The sequence below is a fragment of the uncultured Thiothrix sp. genome (assembly GCF_937876535.1).
Taxonomy (GTDB): Bacteria; Pseudomonadota; Gammaproteobacteria; order Thiotrichales; family Thiotrichaceae; genus Thiolinea.
Map to the genome: position 1 here is coordinate 21,745 of NZ_CALFHZ010000025.1, position 14,233 is coordinate 35,977.

At 43.8% G+C, this 14,233-nt stretch carries 17 protein-coding genes; 12 read left to right on the plus strand and 5 right to left on the minus strand.

Going from position 1 to position 14,233, the window contains the following annotated elements:
• Positions 1-3: 3 nt before the first annotated feature.
• Entirely contained in the window at positions 4-894 is an 891-nt protein-coding gene (locus tag Q0230_RS18450; protein WP_298612880.1) for a helix-turn-helix domain-containing protein, read from the plus strand.
• 102 nt (positions 895-996) lie between these two features.
• Positions 997-2,418, plus strand: coding sequence for a hypothetical protein (locus tag Q0230_RS18455; protein ID WP_298612883.1), 1,422 nt, complete (start codon positions 997-999; stop codon positions 2,416-2,418).
• Between the two features lie 42 nt (positions 2,419-2,460).
• On the opposite strand, the gene grxD is transcribed toward Q0230_RS18455, so the two are convergent.
• A complete protein-coding gene (gene grxD / locus Q0230_RS18460; RefSeq protein WP_298612886.1) occupies positions 2,461-2,790 on the minus strand; it encodes a Grx4 family monothiol glutaredoxin in 330 nt (109 codons plus the stop codon).
• Between the two features lie 225 nt (positions 2,791-3,015).
• Positions 3,016-3,264 (minus strand): hypothetical protein, encoded by a 249-nt coding sequence (locus Q0230_RS18465; RefSeq protein ID WP_298612889.1) that lies wholly within the window; start codon positions 3,262-3,264, stop codon positions 3,016-3,018.
• 800 nt (positions 3,265-4,064) lie between these two features.
• On the opposite strand from Q0230_RS18465, the gene Q0230_RS18470 reads away from it, so the two are divergent.
• Positions 4,065-4,286 carry a type II toxin-antitoxin system RelB/DinJ family antitoxin gene (locus Q0230_RS18470; RefSeq protein WP_298612892.1) on the plus strand — a complete coding sequence of 74 codons (222 nt, stop codon included), beginning with the start codon at positions 4,065-4,067 and terminating at the stop codon, positions 4,284-4,286.
• 108 nt (positions 4,287-4,394) lie between these two features.
• On the opposite strand, the gene Q0230_RS18475 is transcribed toward Q0230_RS18470, so the two are convergent.
• Positions 4,395-5,228, minus strand: coding sequence for a TIM barrel protein (locus tag Q0230_RS18475; protein WP_298612896.1), 834 nt, complete (start codon positions 5,226-5,228; stop codon positions 4,395-4,397).
• A 129-nt stretch (positions 5,229-5,357) separates the two neighbouring features.
• Entirely contained in the window at positions 5,358-6,386 is a 1,029-nt protein-coding gene (locus Q0230_RS18480; RefSeq protein ID WP_298612900.1) for a LacI family DNA-binding transcriptional regulator, read from the minus strand.
• Positions 6,387-6,528: 142 nt separating this feature from the next.
• On the opposite strand from Q0230_RS18480, the gene Q0230_RS18485 reads away from it, so the two are divergent.
• Genes Q0230_RS18485 through Q0230_RS18500 form a run of 4 tightly spaced genes read left to right on the plus strand, consistent with a single transcriptional unit; the run spans position 6,529 to position 10,006 of the window.
• A complete protein-coding gene (locus Q0230_RS18485) occupies positions 6,529-7,335 on the plus strand; it encodes a 3-methyl-2-oxobutanoate hydroxymethyltransferase (protein ID WP_298612904.1) in 807 nt (268 codons plus the stop codon).
• A 19-nt stretch (positions 7,336-7,354) separates the two neighbouring features.
• Positions 7,355-8,425, plus strand: coding sequence for a fatty acid desaturase family protein (locus tag Q0230_RS18490; RefSeq protein ID WP_298612907.1), 1,071 nt, complete (start codon positions 7,355-7,357; stop codon positions 8,423-8,425).
• Positions 8,426-8,440: 15 nt separating this feature from the next.
• Positions 8,441-8,752: a MocE family 2Fe-2S type ferredoxin gene (locus tag Q0230_RS18495; protein WP_298612911.1), complete on the plus strand. Its 312-nt coding sequence runs from the start codon at positions 8,441-8,443 to the stop codon at positions 8,750-8,752.
• A 21-nt stretch (positions 8,753-8,773) separates the two neighbouring features.
• Positions 8,774-10,006, plus strand: coding sequence for an FAD-dependent oxidoreductase (locus Q0230_RS18500; RefSeq protein WP_298612914.1), 1,233 nt, complete (start codon positions 8,774-8,776; stop codon positions 10,004-10,006).
• Here the strand turns inward: Q0230_RS18500 and Q0230_RS18505 are convergent, their stop codons facing one another.
• Positions 10,007-10,423: an Lrp/AsnC family transcriptional regulator gene (locus Q0230_RS18505; RefSeq protein ID WP_298612917.1), complete on the minus strand. Its 417-nt coding sequence runs from the start codon at positions 10,421-10,423 to the stop codon at positions 10,007-10,009.
• 137 nt (positions 10,424-10,560) lie between these two features.
• Here Q0230_RS18505 and yjeH point away from each other — a divergent pair, with 137 nt between their 5' ends.
• The 5 genes from yjeH to Q0230_RS18530 all read left to right on the plus strand — a co-directional run bounded on the left by yjeH (position 10,561) and on the right by Q0230_RS18530 (position 14,224).
• Positions 10,561-11,802 (plus strand): L-methionine/branched-chain amino acid transporter, encoded by a 1,242-nt coding sequence (gene yjeH, locus Q0230_RS18510; protein ID WP_298612920.1) that lies wholly within the window; start codon positions 10,561-10,563, stop codon positions 11,800-11,802.
• 40 nt (positions 11,803-11,842) lie between these two features.
• Entirely contained in the window at positions 11,843-12,295 is a 453-nt protein-coding gene (locus tag Q0230_RS18515) for a DMT family transporter (RefSeq protein WP_298612923.1), read from the plus strand.
• Positions 12,296-12,297: 2 nt separating this feature from the next.
• Complete coding sequence (locus Q0230_RS18520) at positions 12,298-12,765, plus strand: DMT family transporter (protein ID WP_298612925.1); 468 nt, start codon at positions 12,298-12,300, stop codon at positions 12,763-12,765.
• A gap of 59 nt (positions 12,766-12,824) precedes the next feature.
• On the plus strand, positions 12,825-13,430 hold the full coding sequence (gstA, locus tag Q0230_RS18525) for a glutathione transferase GstA (protein WP_298612928.1): 606 nt from the start codon (positions 12,825-12,827) through the stop codon (positions 13,428-13,430).
• A gap of 155 nt (positions 13,431-13,585) precedes the next feature.
• On the plus strand, positions 13,586-14,224 hold the full coding sequence (locus Q0230_RS18530) for a 7-cyano-7-deazaguanine/7-aminomethyl-7-deazaguanine transporter (RefSeq protein ID WP_298612931.1): 639 nt from the start codon (positions 13,586-13,588) through the stop codon (positions 14,222-14,224).
• Positions 14,225-14,233 lie beyond the last annotated feature (9 nt).

A 14,233-nucleotide genomic window follows, 5' to 3' on the forward strand; every position in this document is an offset into this window, starting at 1 on the left:
GACATGAAAGATGTTCCTCATTATTCACTCTATGGCAAAAGTTCAGCAGCGGAAGCACCGCATTATCTTTATATTGCTCGCTTAGAGGAGTCTTTGCCTAAACATAATTGGGAAATTCATCCACATCGCCATGATCAAATGCATCAGCTCTTGATTGTCGAGGAGGGTAAGGTTTTTCTGCAGGTGGCTGATTGGAGTGCCGAAGAGCAGGGGCCTTGTATTCTGTCAGTGCCTGCACGTGAGGTGCATGGTTTCCGCCATAACCCTGATGTGCGCGGTTATATCATTACTATTTCTGAGCCATTTTTAATGGGTGCTTTTGCCGAAACTGAGCGTCAAGCCTTTCCGTTTTTGTTTATGCAACCCTTACTAATGCGTTCGAATGAGCAGAGTGTTGCTAACCAAAACTTATTTTCTTTAGTGCGCCAATTAGTTGCGGAATATGAGCAACCGCAAAGTGGGCAAACTTGTTTATTAGGGGCTTATCTAAAAATTGTTTTTGTACTCTTAGGGCGCGCAGCTGGGCATGTGCAAACACCAGAACAGCAGTTTGATGCCAAAATAACAATTTATGAGCAATTTTTAAAACTGCTTGAAGATAATTACACCAAACATTGGTCAATTAATCGCTATGCAGAGCGTTTGGGGATGACGGAAAGTCGTTTGAACCGTCTATGTCAACGCTATACAGGCCAAAATGCACTACAAATTATGCATGGGCGCTTAGTGACTGAAGCTAAGCGTAAACTTATGTACGCTAATTTATCAGTGAATGAAGTGGCTTACGAACTGGGTTTCAAAGATCCGGCTTATTTTTCACGTTTCTTTAATAAGAGTTGTGGTGAACCTCCCAGCCAGTTCAAAACCCGCATGCGTACTCAAGAAGCTAGCTAAGTACTTGTGCTAATTAGGTATTTTCTAAAAAATAGTCTAACTCTATAAAGTTTTCAGTCTATAATTGAAAAGAGTGTGTCAAATCAATTATGGATGAACCCCATGCCTATAGGACTAGAGGCTCAGCAAGTTCGGGCTATCTTTTTCCCGAAACGTAAACATTTTACTTTTCACCGCATCAATATGGAGTATTTAGTACCGCTCAAATCATTGCAGCGTGAGAATGTTTACAGTTTATTAGATGCTGGTTTACGCAATAATCTGCGTAGTATTGGTGCTAAAGATGAAATTATTTTTAGCCTGCGTCCCCAATTAGAAGGGGTGGCAGGGCGTATGTCGTTGCAAGGTCAACGCTTAGCACGGGAGCGTCAAGTCTTACGTGAACAACTAGCTAAGCAAGTTCAACGGGGTTTTCGCGTTTACCGTGCAGAAGTAGAAGCTGATTTAGCTAATTTAAAGATTTCCGAAGCTTTAGCTGTGGAGCAACAGGCTGGCTATGAAAGTATGGTGACAGCTGAGTATTTGTTAAAGGATGCTGTCACTACTAATATCAAAAATTATCGCGCTCATTTTGAGCTAGCTTGGATTTATTTAACGGTTTTAGAGTCGCTTGCAGAAGCTGAATATCATTTTCAGATTGCAACTCGCTATGCTTTAGAGCAGGGTGATGTATTGTTTGCACATTTTGCTAAACGGCATTTAGCTGATGCTTGCTACAGTCAAGCTAAGTTTAGTGAAGCTGTGGAGCATTCTTTAGCAGTGTTACACTATAATGCAGAAACGGATTTAGAAAGCCGCTATGAACATATTCGCTATCTAGCGGCAGTAGGTGAGGTGGAGTCGGCAACTCAGGATTTATCAACTTTAGTTTCCGCATCACCTGTTTACTATGTGCAAGCTCAGGCCGAACCTGATTTTCGGCAGCATACGGCAGTTCGTAGTATGTTGTTTGATTTGCGCCAAAAGCGGGTTGATCGTATTACTCACTATGCACATACCTCTTGGCAGCATCACCCTTTAGCACGTTTAACCTTGCCTGATCAGATTGATCCAGAGCAGTTATTTCGTCAGACATTTAAGCAGCATATTAAAGTGATGGCACATCTGCCTTACATGACACTAGCATCGCGTGAAAACCAAATTGCAACTTTAATCGTAGATGATTCGCAGCGGCGAGTGCTTAAAGAACTGAATACACGTTCTAAGTCTTATGAGGTTGCCAGTGAGAAAAAACGTAAAAAATGGTCTTGGGTGAACAAAATCGGGGCTATTTTATTGCATGCAGCAGCCGTATTATTGCTGGCTTGTATTTTCTTTTTTGCTGCTTGCTATATAGCTGATTTGGCAGGTGTTGGTGCTGTGTTAACAGGTTCAGAAGCAGTGATGCATGTTGCTTTGATAATTCTGCCTTTATTACTGGCAGGCTTATTGTTGATTGGATTTATTCCCAAAGGTGCTAGGAGCTTATTTTATAAGCAACTAGAGTTAGATAATACAGCAAAAATTATTAATAATTTGAAGTAGTTGAGTAAGGGCAGGGTAGGAATACCCTGCCTAAGGTAAAAGTTAAGTAGGTTTTTTACCTGAAACAGCTTTTTTGATAGCTTCCTGTAATTCGCCACTTTGAAACATTTCCAAAGTAATATCGCAACCACCTATTAGATCACCACCTATATAGATTTGCGGAAACGTTGGCCAGTCTGCATAACGAGGCAAATTTTGAAAAATTTCAGGATCACTTAAAACGTTTACATAAGCAAATTCTTCACCACACTGCATCAAAGCCTGTGAAGCACGGCTAGAAAAACCGCACTGAGGCATTTGTGGAGTGCCTTTCATAAAGATAATGATCGGGTTGTTTTTTACTGCGTCATCAATACGTTCTAGTACGTCCATTGTTATAACCTCTCGTGGATATTTACAACTCATTGTACCTAGGTCTGATCAGTAAGTGTAATTCTAGTTTTACCAGTTAAAATTATTCTTATAATTTATGTTATGTAAAATTTATAAAAAATAATCTATACCAAAGAACTGAAGAACCCCCAAATAAAACTTACAAAAGCAAAAGGGGGAGAGCTGCCTGTGTCTGCCACAGTTCTAAATCTTAGCGGTATGCTTTTAGTGGGATGACTTGCCCCAGGTCACGGTAATTTCTTGGAACTGTTTTAAGTTTTCAATCCGTTGCTTCAGCTCTTGCTTAAGGCTGTGAATCTGTAAGGTACTACCTCTTAATTCATGGCTCAGTTGCAAAGTAAAGAGGGAAGAACGCACCATTTCCACAGAATAACGATTACCATCTGGGTCGACTAAATAGTATTCCCAGAAGTACCAGCTCTGCCATTCTTTAGGTAACTTTAATATACGCATAATGCATATTATGTAAAATAATACATAAACTTAAATTACCTAAACTCCTATCTTTGACAGGAGCACTTGCATGATGGCTGGATAGTCGACGGTGACTTTCTTTTAGACCCCACTGGTAATCATTATCATCGTGATGAGATCAGAGCTATTTTCTTTGATCGTCAGTTAATCCGTGAGCTAAGAGAGGCTCAAGCCTTAAAGTTTATTCTCTCAAGCAAGAGCTAGAGCGCAAACTAGTACTGATGCAAACGCCGGTTATAATTATTCATTTGCGGACTCCCCTTTTGTTAGTTTGGGGGAGTTGTTCGGTTTTTATTGGTGGTTTTGAATTGCTTAATAATTTTACATAACAAAATATATATGTATGAAAGACTGCTTATTCAGCAAGTTAGAAAGGTTTCCTATCAGTTGCCCAGAAGCTTTAATAAACGTCTGCTAGACAAAAAACGCTGGGCCAGCAGCACTAAAAGAATTGGCGCTGGCGCTGATTCCTTTTTTTAATTTTTTTAAGCAGTTCACGACCACGAGCTGTTAAACGTCGTTTTCTGGAAAGCCTACTAAGGACAAAACACCGGTGACTTGACCAAGGCAAGCCCCTGCCCTTTTTTAATGGCAATTAAGGTATATGAATTAGCGGTAATAGAGACACAGGCACACGAATCAATTCCGCCGCCCTTCGCTGCTCTTCCTAACGTCGTCGCAACTCGGGAGGGATTCGGGGAGCTTTTAAATTGTATTTCAATGTGTATGCAGTGTAACTACACTTTAGGGACGATGAGTTTTATTAAAAGCAGGTGTAAATGATGAGTGTTTCTTACAATATTCGGTTAGATGAAGATTTAAAGAATGAAGCGTTTGAGGTGTTTAAGAGTTATGGGATCAGTCCAGCTCAAGCAATTAAGCTATTTTTGAAGATGACGGCAGAGACAAAGACGATTCCGCTGGATTTTAAGTACCAAGCGAATGCCATTACCTTAGAAGCAGTAAATAAAGAAGTTGAGAGAGGATCATCGTGCCGGTGAAATTTTTTTAACATAACATAAAATGTAAGAATAATAAATTATTCTTGATCTTTAGTGAAAGAAGCCTTACCTCTTTCACTTTATCTAATTATTTTTTATTTTGTTTAGCTAAATCAATGACCGACTCAAACCCTGACGAATATAATCTATACTAGTTTGAATCGCTTCGGCAGGATTCGATAGTTTGTGGACTTCCCCTGAGAATAATTCAAACGAGAAATAGCCTTTATATCCTTGTTTTAACAGGGTGTTAATCTGCTCAATATTGCCTAATTTGTCATTGCTATCCACGAAGACACGGTGCGGGTCACGCATTTCAGACACTGGCACCCCCTGATCCGCCACGCCAGAAATATGCACTAGGCCGGTTAATTCGGGGAAAAACTGCCCTTCTCCAGCCAAGTGATGATGGAAAGTATCATGCACCATGCGGAAGGTATTCAAACCATCCACAGCTTTGATCGCATCGACGACTTCTTTTTTGGAGCGCTGTGAACAAATTTCAAAACCCAAAGGTTCAACTAAACCAATCAAACCACGCGACGCCAAAATTGGTTTTAAAGCGCCTAAAGCCGTGCGTAAATTAGCTTCGCGTTGACCATCGGCTTTACCTGAACCGTCATTCACTGGCACTAAGACTAAGGCTTCAGAGCCGCAAGCTTGTGCATAATCGGCTAATTCAATCGCTTCTTGCTGACGCTCAGGTGTCCACTCATTGAAGCGTTGCAGTGCATTGATTGACACGATTTTCACACCCGCTTCTTGCGCCAGTTGCTTCACTTGCTCAGCGGGTGTGCCATCAATAATTGCGTTATTGCGCAGGTCATTACGAATTTCGACCGCATCAATCCCCAGACTTTTGCTGAGGGCAAAAAAGTCTTGCACGGATAAATTCGGGGTGGTCATGTGATTTAAAGAAAACTGTGGTTGAGCGGCGCTCATAAACTCTCTCCTCATTAGTTGATGCTGGAGATTTAGCACGTTTTCCGGCTCAAGGGTCAATACACCCACCCTCATTTACTCGCAATTTTTGCAAGTCTTATATAGCGAAAATGATGTGAAAAATTGCAATTAGAGATTTTCTGAAGTATAAATCTCGAAGGCTAATAAACTTTGACTTGAAGGTACTTGCCCTTCTAGAGCACTCACCATTTGTGTGAATAAAGTTTGCGCCAAATCAACCAAGGGCGTAGAAATCACCATCGTGATGGTTTCATCCAGCAGTGCATCACGTGAATCGACAGTCAACTCATTACATACCACAATCAATTGTCCGCTTTTCTTTTCCTCACGCAAGGCTGTGATCGCGCCCTCCATGCCGCCACCTGCAACATAAAAGCCCACTAAATCAGGATAATAAGCCAGCAAATCCAAAGTAGCTTCATGGGTGAGAGTGAGTTCTTCGAGGTTTAAAAGGGTATCAATCACCTCAAATTCTGGTGCATGTTCGCGGAAATAAGTGCGAAACCCTAGTTCGCGCATTTCATGCCCTAAAAAGCGATGGCTACCCACAAATAAGGCTACTTTGCCGCTGGTTTTCTTAGTCATTTTGCTAATCAACCAAGCCGCTAAACGCCCTGCTTTACGATTATCCACCCCTACATAACCCGCCCGTGAGCCATAGGCCATATCTGAAAGCAAACTAAAAACAGGTACTCCCCGCAAGCGTAATTCCTCGACCACTGCGGTAATACTGGCATGATCGATGGTAGCAATCGCTACTGCTTGTACGCGCTGGCCAAGCGCACGTAAGCGCAGAGCAACTTGCGAAGGTACTTGGGAGTCGAGGAACTCAATATCAACAATTAAGCGGCATTGGGTTTGTAATTGCGCTTGTTGCTCTAGGGTGCGGGCTAAGGCTTGATAGAAAGTTTGGTGTGGACGCTGCAAGAGAATGCCGACACGATACAAAGGCAAGTCATGTTGTAAACGCGCACCGATCACATTGGCGGCATGATAGCCAATGCTAGTTGCAGCCTCATAGACACGTTTAGCAGTCACATCGCGCACCGCATGACGTTTATTCATCACACGATCGACTGTTGCTACACTCACACCCGCTGCCCTTGCTACATCAGCAATTGTTATCCGCTTTGCCATGACTTTGACACCTTCGTATCATTTTTTCATAAGTTCAATGATAGGAAATGCAATGAAATACTGCAAGCACTTGCATTAACTATTCGCTTTGATAGATAGTGCTCCCATGCAGTTGAACTGCAGACTCAAATTGGAGGAGATCATGCAACAACCATCACGCCTGACTGTGGCTGACTTATTAGCTCTACGTGGGGTGCGTACTTTCTCGATGTTACGCACAGAAACCAATGAAGAAGCGGCCGCCGCCCAAGCAGCAGGGATTGATCTCATTTCGATTGAAATTGAGCAGCTCGAAAACGGCCTACGCCATGTTGCTCCGACTATCTTCACTTTCCCAAGCATTAGTTATGGACGCTATCAAACCGAAGAACAGTGTTTAGCGGCAGGTTTTCGCGCCTTAAAAGTGGGTGGTGATGCAGTGTATTGTTCAGCGCGGACTCAAACTGTGCGTCGTCTTGCCGAAGAAGGTATTCCAGTCTGTGGTCATGTTGGCTTAATCCCCTCCAAAGCAACTTGGACAGGTGGCTTTAAAGCCGTTGGCAAGACTTTAGATAGTGCGAAAAAGATTTGGGAAGACATTGTAGCCTTGCAAGATGCGGGCGCTTTTGCTGCTGAAATTGAAGTCGTGCCAGAAGCAATTGCTGAAGCCGTCAAACAACGCAGCTCTTTATTTTTATTAGGCATGGGTGCTGGTAGTGGTGCACATGCACAGTATTTATTTTCGGAAGATGTCTTAGGTTCTAACACTGGACATATTCCACGCCACGCGAAGATTTATGCCAATTTTGCTACCAAACTCGCGCAACTCCAGCAAGAGCGTATCGAAGTCTATAAGCAATTTGCTACCGATGTTGCTCAAGGCATTTATCCCGCAACCGAACACAAAGTAGCGTCTAACTCGGAACTTGCCCAGGCATTTAACGAATGGTTAGATCATAACTCACATTAAGAGCTTTTAGGAGGCTGTAATGTCTGTTCAAGGACGCGATTATTCCCTCACCGGACCTGAAAATGCCCGCGCTGTTGAACGCGGTTTGGCGAATGCCACTTGGTATAAAACCGATATTCCGCGCAAACAAATGAAAGAGTTAATGCAGCGCTCGGACGGCCCTGCCACTCGCGATACGGCTCTGTGGTTGGGTCTAATGGTTTTGTTTGCCGGTCTTGGCATTGCATTTTGGGGTAGCTGGTGGGCTGTGCCTTTTTTCTTAGCTTACGGCGTATTATATGGTTCAGGTGGCGATAGTCGTTGGCATGAATGCAGTCATGGCACCGCTTTTAAAACCCCTTGGAAAAATGATGTAGTCTACCAAATCGCTTGCTTTATGATGATGCGTAACCCGGTAACTTGGAAATGGAGTCACTCGCGCCATCATACCGACACCATAATTGTTGGGCGTGATATTGAGATTTCTGCTAAGCGCCCACCCAATATTCCCGTGATGCTCTTGAATATCTTTGGCGTAGTGGATGTGTATAACGCACTGAAAACCATGTTGATTAATGCCACTGGGCAAATGCGCGCCGAAGATAAAGATTATATTCCTGAAAGCGAATGGCCAAAGGTGTATCAAGTGGCACGCATTTGGACAGCAATTTATGCAGTGACAATTGTGGCCAGCATCATTTTTGGTTCTTGGTTGCCATTAGTGTTGATTGGTCTGCCACGCATTTACGGTGCTTGGCATCATATTTTAACAGGGCTAATTCAACATGCGGGTTTGGCGGAAGATACCCTCGATCATCGCCTAAATAGCCGTACTTGCTATATGAATCCAATCAGCCAGTTTATTTACTGGAATATGAATTATCACCTTGAGCATCATATGTTCCCGATGGTGCCTTATCATCGGTTACCGGAATTGCATGAAGCGATGAAAAAGGATAGCCCAGCGCCCTATCCGAATATGCTTACAGCTTATCAAGAAATCATTCCGGCTTTAAAACGCCAGCTCAGTGACCCAAGTTATTTTGTGCACCGCAACTTGCCCTCTAGTGCTGAGCCGACTATTAATAGCAAGCACTTAGCCAACGCCTAAACCGAAGGAGCCATTATGAGTAACTGGATTGAAGTATGTGCGGCAGATGAGATTGATGAAGAGGATGTAGTGCGCTTTGATCATGGCGGACAAACCTTTGCGATTTATCGTAGCCCCGAGGATAAGTATTTCGCCACTGACGGCTTGTGCACCCATGAGAAAATCCATCTCGCCGATGGTTTGGTGATGAATGATATTATTGAATGCCCCAAGCACAATGGGCGTTTTAACTATAAAACCGGCGCAGCTTTAGGGGCACCCGTCTGCGTGAATTTAAAAACCTATCCAGTGAAAGTAGAAAACGCTACAGTCTATATTCAACTGTAAGGCTTAACGAGGAGAGGAGAGATGAGCGAGTCCATTGTGATCGTTGGGGCGGGTGAATGTGGTACACGCGCAGCGTTTGCCTTACGTGAACAAGGTTTTGCGGGGGAAGTGATCTTAATTAGTGAAGAACAGCATCTCCCCTACGAGCGCCCTCCACTCTCCAAACAAGCCATGCTTGAGCCTTCACCTACCCCTAAATATATCGCCTCAGCTACTCAATTCGACGCAGCTAAAATTAGCTTACAACTTGGGCATAAAGTTACTGCCATTAATCGCACAGAACAGCAAGTGACTATGGCAAATGGCAACACTAAAACCATTCCGTATAGCAAATTGCTACTCACCACAGGTTCTAGCCCCCGCAGTTTACCGCTGTTTACCCAAATCGGCATTGATTGCAGCTATTTACGCACTGTGGGCGACGCAGAAAAAATTCGTACTGCCCTCCAGACCATTAAGCATGTGGTAATTATTGGCGGCGGTTTAATTGGCTTGGAGCTGGCAGCAAGTGCGCGTCATTTAGGTGTGGACGTCACTGTGCTGGAAGCAGACAGTCGTGTATTGCGGCGTGCAGTTCCTGCGAGTATTGCTGAAGTGATTGTAAAGCGTCATCAAGCGGCGGGTGTGACGATTATCTGTAATGCAGCCATTCAGCGTGTGAGCCAAGATGCTAAGCAGATTAATTTTGTCCTAAGTAGTGGCGCACAGATTACTGCTGAACTGGTGGTGGTAGGCATTGGTGCAGTCCCTAATACGCAATTAGCTGAACAAGCTGGACTTGAAGTCAAAAACGGTATCGTAGTGAATGCACATTTACAAACCTCTGACCCGCATATTTATGCAGCAGGTGATTGTTGTGCTTTTCCGCACGCTGCCACCGGCCAAATCATGCGCTTAGAAACTTGGCGCAATGCTCAACAGCAAGGCAATCTCGCCGCAAGCAATTTACTCGGTGCCCAAACGCCCCATACGGCTATACCTTGGTTCTGGTCAGATCAATATGAACTAGGCTTGCAAGTCACAGGTTTAGCCTCACCAGACAATCAGCGCGTGGTACGTCCTTTGAGTGAGAATTCATTTATTGAATTTGAATTTGATCCTGATGGCAAGCTTGTAGCTGCTGCCGGAATTGGCATTTCGACTGCAGTAGCGAAAGATATTCGCATGGCGGAAATGCTAATTGGTAAGGGTGCGGTGATTGAACCTAGTTTATTGATCGACCCAGCGGTGAGTTTGAAAAAACTACTGAAATAATTAAGTTTTCCACTCGCGTAATACAATATGGGTGATCACTTGCTTCACTGCAGGAATTACATCAATTTTTTCGCGTAATTGTTCAACTTTAGCTAAAGAACCCGCCTCCGCCTTGATCAACATATCTAAATCGCCACTAATTCCATAGCACTCCCTTACACCTGCGAGTGCCATGACTTGCTCAACAATGCCCACACAAAACCCTGTGTGGCGCACTTCAAACCAAACATGAATTTGTTGCTGCTCAGGCGGGCGTAAGATGACCTGATAGCCTTGAATGGTACCGCTTTCCTCTAAGCGTTTAATGCGCTCTGATACGGCTGAACGTGACAAATTTACTTGTGTAGCAATATTAGAAACGCTCTGACGCGCATTGTGTTGTAAAGCTTGCAAAATCTTTTGGTCAAAATCATCCATGTAGGCACACTTTAAAAATTAAAAGACGATCATTCATGCACACTTAAGGCTATAAAAAGCCCGAAACCACGGTGAGAGCCGACAGTCTGTAAGCTAGAACTCACTTAAACTAGCTTTTTTTCTAGAAGGCTATCGGGATGACAAGCTTAAATCCGACGATTACACGCTGGCAAGGGATAGGCTTAGTGACTACTACCTTATTAGGCACAGGTGTTTTTATCTTACCGCAATTGACTTTAACACTAGCCGGTAGTTGGGCAACGTGGGCGTGGTTACTACTAACACTCGCAATTTTACCTTTAGCTTTAGTCTTTGCAGAATTGGGCAAACATTTTCCCAGTGCTGCTGGCCCAGCGTTTTTTGTCCAGCAGGCATTTGGTAAGACCTCAGGGCAACTGATTGGTCTATTATTTTTATGCATCGTGCCAGTCGGTGCACCTGCAGCTTTGATGATTACCTTTGAATTTCTAAAGCCACTCATTACTCTCACCCCTTTACAAGCATTGCTCGGACAGCTTTTGGCTTTCGCTTTATTATTCGTCTTAAATTGGCGTGGCATGCAATTATCCGGGCGGATGCAATTAGGTTTAACTTTGGCGATTGTCGCAGTTCTGGTGAGCTTAGTGTTTGCCTTTATTTGGCAAACACCCTCGCCTAAAACAGAGCTACCTAAAGGTACAGGTAGCGGTGTTTTGCAAGCGATGAGTTTAGCTTTATGGAGTTTTGTAGGAGTTGAAGCGGTCACACATTTATCAGCTGAATTCAAACAACCCAAAAAGGATTTCGTACCAGCGGTTTTGGGCGGTACGGTATTAGTGGGTTGTATTTATGTGAGTTGTACTTTGATTAGTGCACTCGATGCCGAAGCCCCGCTGGCCATGGTGGGGGCTTATACAAACTTATTGCATAGTGAGAGTGGGTCTTGGGTGATTGGTCTGTTAGGTGTGGCCAGTGGTTTAGCAACCGTCAATGTCTATATGGCAAGCTTCGCCCGCTTGGCTTGGTCTTTAAGTCAAGATGGTATCTTGCCAAAAGCTTTGCAGCCTTTAAATGAGCATCGTGTACCTAGTATGGCTTTAGCAATTGTATTAGTGGTTGCAAGCTTAGGCTTAATTCTGACCTATCGCTTAGGTGAAAACTTTGAAGTTTTAATCCTCTGGGCAAATGGTGTGTTTATCTTAGTGTATACCGCATCCATGCTGGCGGCTTGGCGCTTAGTCGAACCTAAATTTCGAGCTGCCATTTTACTTGCCTTAGTTGTTTGTGCTGGGTTTGCTTGGAGTTTGGGTGCGGCTTTACTGTATGCTGCAGGTTTTGCTGCTCTCTTAGGCGCTTGGATACTCTTTAATACAAAAATTAAGCTATCCACTTCGAGTTAAATCTTAGTACTCTACAGCTTGTTTTTATTAGGAAGCTCTCATGCCACGTTCTGCTGATGTATTACTAGGCTTAACCGCAGGCGCGCTCTTGGTGGCGATGATTAGCTTCAATAGCCAATTAGCTAAAGCCAGCACTCCCCTTTTTGCCTCATGGGCTGCGCATGCGGTTGGAACCTTAGTTTCAATTATTTTTCTTTTCAGCTTAGCCCGTTGGTTTCCACCTCCTCAAAGCGCTAAACCAGTACCGACTTGGGCTTATGCAGGTGGTCTTGCAGGCGCAATGGTAGTTGTCACAGCCACAATGGCGGTGAATAGCCCGCTCGGTTTAGCAGGCACGATTGCTTTAAGTCTGGTGGGACAAATTAGCTTCAGTCTATTAGCAGATCAATTTGGCTGGTTAGGCCTGCCGCAACGTTCACTCACACGTCACGACCTTATTAGCACTCTGCTGATTGTGAGTGGCAGTTTACTCATTATTTTCTTTCGGGTTTAAGCATGTTGCTAGGAATCTGTTTAGCCTTATTATCTGGACTCTTGATTAGCCTCAACCGCGCGGCTAATGGACAAGTGGGTCTGTCTTTGGGAGCGTTTAAAGCTTCTTACTGGAATCATATCGTCGGCTTCGCTTTTCTCACCCTAGTTTTATTATTGATCAGTGGTTTTGTCTGGGATCAAGTCACTCAAGCGCCTTGGTATGTTTATTTAGGTGGGGTACTTGGGACGTTCTTCGTGGCAATTAATAGCTATATAATTCCACGCTTGGGCATCACAAAAACCGCTTTGTTGGTGATTAGTGGGCAGATGCTGGTGGGCGTGGTGATTAGCAATCATAGTAGCTTCTTAATTTCTTTAGGCATGCAATTGCTGGGTGTGTGTCTGATTTTGGCAGGAGTATATTGGGGACAACAGCATCGCACTCAAACTCAAACTCAAACTCAAACTCAGCAAACTAAAGACAATTAGCAATCTACCGTTACTTGGCTTATGGTTTACCTCCAGTATTCATTATTTAGGAGGCCACTTTGAAACTGTTTATTTCCCCTGGTGCGTGTTCTTTATCCCCACATATCGCTTTACAAGAATCAGGCTTAGCTTTTGAAGTCGAGAAAGTGAATTTAAAAACTAAACTCACCGAAGCGGGTGTGAACTTCCCCGAGATCAACCCTAAAGGCTATGTGCCCGCTTTATTACTAGACTCTGGTGAACTCCTGACCGAAGGACCCGCAATTGTGCAATACATTGCGGATCAAGTGCCGGAAAAAAACTTAGCACCTGCGAATGGCACGATGGCACGGTATGAATTACAAGCTTGGCTGACTTATATCGGTACTGAACTACATAAATCCTTTGTACCCTTCTTCCATCATGGCAGTGACGATTGGCAAGCAGTAGCTAAAGCGAATTTAGAAGCGCGTTATGCTTATGTGAACCAACATTTAGCTGATAAAAACTATTTGCTTGGTGAAAATTTCTCGGTCGCAGATGGCTACTTATTCACCGTAACGCGCTGGTTACGGGTGAGTAAATTAGATTTAGCGGCTTGGCCACATTTAACCGCTTTCCAACAACGCATGGCTGAGCGCCCTGGCGTACATGCTGCTTTAAAAGCAGAAGGTTTAGCCTCTTAAGTGTATATCTTGGCCATGAGTTGCTTTGCTAACAGGGCAGCTCAGGCTTTCAAGCAATTTCATTGAGTTCCTTGAAAAACTCAGCGTATAATCGCGCCGCTTTTGCATTTGATTAACTTGGGTTCCCTCGCCCCCAACGACAAAAAGGTCACAATATGAGTTTATTAACTCCGACTCCCTTGCGAGTCACTTGGTTAGTGCTAGTTTCTTTTCACTTATTCATCATTGCGCTCAGCAACTACCTTGTACAAATCCCCGTTGAAATCTTTAGCGTTCACACCACTTGGGGTGCGATCACTTTTCCTTTTATTTTTCTGGCTACTGATTTAACGGTACGGATTTTTGGCTCAAGTTTGGCACGCAAAATCATCTATACAGCCATGCTACCTGCTTTACTGATTTCTTATCTGTTTTCAGTGATACAAACAGGTGGTTTAGCCGCCTTAGGACAATTTGATAGCTTTGTAGCTCGCATTGCTTTCGCGAGTTTCTTAGCTTATACCTTCGGCCAACTCTTAGATGTGTATGTGTTTAGCCGCTTACGGAGCTTGCCACAATGGTGGATTGCGCCGACTGCTTCGAATGTGATTGGCGGTTTTTTAGATACAGTGATTTTCTTTAGTGTTGCTTTCTATCAAAGCAGCGATGCCTTCATGGCAGCTAATTGGCCAGAAATTGCATCCGTCGATTATGCCATTAAGGTAGTGGTGAACTTATTGCTGTTTATACCAGTCTATGGGGTTGTGATGGCGAATTTTGCACAACGCATCACCATCAAACCAACAACAGTTTAAGCACGCGCT

What these genes read in the sequence shown, in the direction of transcription:
- Q0230_RS18450 (WP_298612880.1), top strand. Translation starts at nt 4, where the DNA reads ATGAAAGATGTTCCTCATTATTCACTCTATGGCAAAAGTTCAGCAGCG.
- Q0230_RS18455 (WP_298612883.1), top strand. Translation starts at nt 997, where the DNA reads ATGCCTATAGGACTAGAGGCTCAGCAAGTTCGGGCTATCTTTTTCCCG.
- grxD (WP_298612886.1), bottom strand. Translation starts at nt 2,790, where the DNA reads ATGGACGTACTAGAACGTATTGATGACGCAGTAAAAAACAACCCGATC.
- Q0230_RS18465 (WP_298612889.1), bottom strand. Translation starts at nt 3,264, where the DNA reads ATGCGTATATTAAAGTTACCTAAAGAATGGCAGAGCTGGTACTTCTGG.
- Q0230_RS18470 (WP_298612892.1), top strand. Translation starts at nt 4,065, where the DNA reads ATGATGAGTGTTTCTTACAATATTCGGTTAGATGAAGATTTAAAGAAT.
- Q0230_RS18475 (WP_298612896.1), bottom strand. Translation starts at nt 5,228, where the DNA reads ATGAGCGCCGCTCAACCACAGTTTTCTTTAAATCACATGACCACCCCG.
- Q0230_RS18480 (WP_298612900.1), bottom strand. Translation starts at nt 6,386, where the DNA reads ATGGCAAAGCGGATAACAATTGCTGATGTAGCAAGGGCAGCGGGTGTG.
- Q0230_RS18485 (WP_298612904.1), top strand. Translation starts at nt 6,529, where the DNA reads ATGCAACAACCATCACGCCTGACTGTGGCTGACTTATTAGCTCTACGT.
- Q0230_RS18490 (WP_298612907.1), top strand. Translation starts at nt 7,355, where the DNA reads ATGTCTGTTCAAGGACGCGATTATTCCCTCACCGGACCTGAAAATGCC.
- Q0230_RS18495 (WP_298612911.1), top strand. Translation starts at nt 8,441, where the DNA reads ATGAGTAACTGGATTGAAGTATGTGCGGCAGATGAGATTGATGAAGAG.
- Q0230_RS18500 (WP_298612914.1), top strand. Translation starts at nt 8,774, where the DNA reads ATGAGCGAGTCCATTGTGATCGTTGGGGCGGGTGAATGTGGTACACGC.
- Q0230_RS18505 (WP_298612917.1), bottom strand. Translation starts at nt 10,423, where the DNA reads ATGGATGATTTTGACCAAAAGATTTTGCAAGCTTTACAACACAATGCG.
- yjeH (WP_298612920.1), top strand. Translation starts at nt 10,561, where the DNA reads ATGACAAGCTTAAATCCGACGATTACACGCTGGCAAGGGATAGGCTTA.
- Q0230_RS18515 (WP_298612923.1), top strand. Translation starts at nt 11,843, where the DNA reads ATGCCACGTTCTGCTGATGTATTACTAGGCTTAACCGCAGGCGCGCTC.
- Q0230_RS18520 (WP_298612925.1), top strand. Translation starts at nt 12,298, where the DNA reads ATGTTGCTAGGAATCTGTTTAGCCTTATTATCTGGACTCTTGATTAGC.
- Q0230_RS18530 (WP_298612931.1), top strand. Translation starts at nt 13,586, where the DNA reads ATGAGTTTATTAACTCCGACTCCCTTGCGAGTCACTTGGTTAGTGCTA.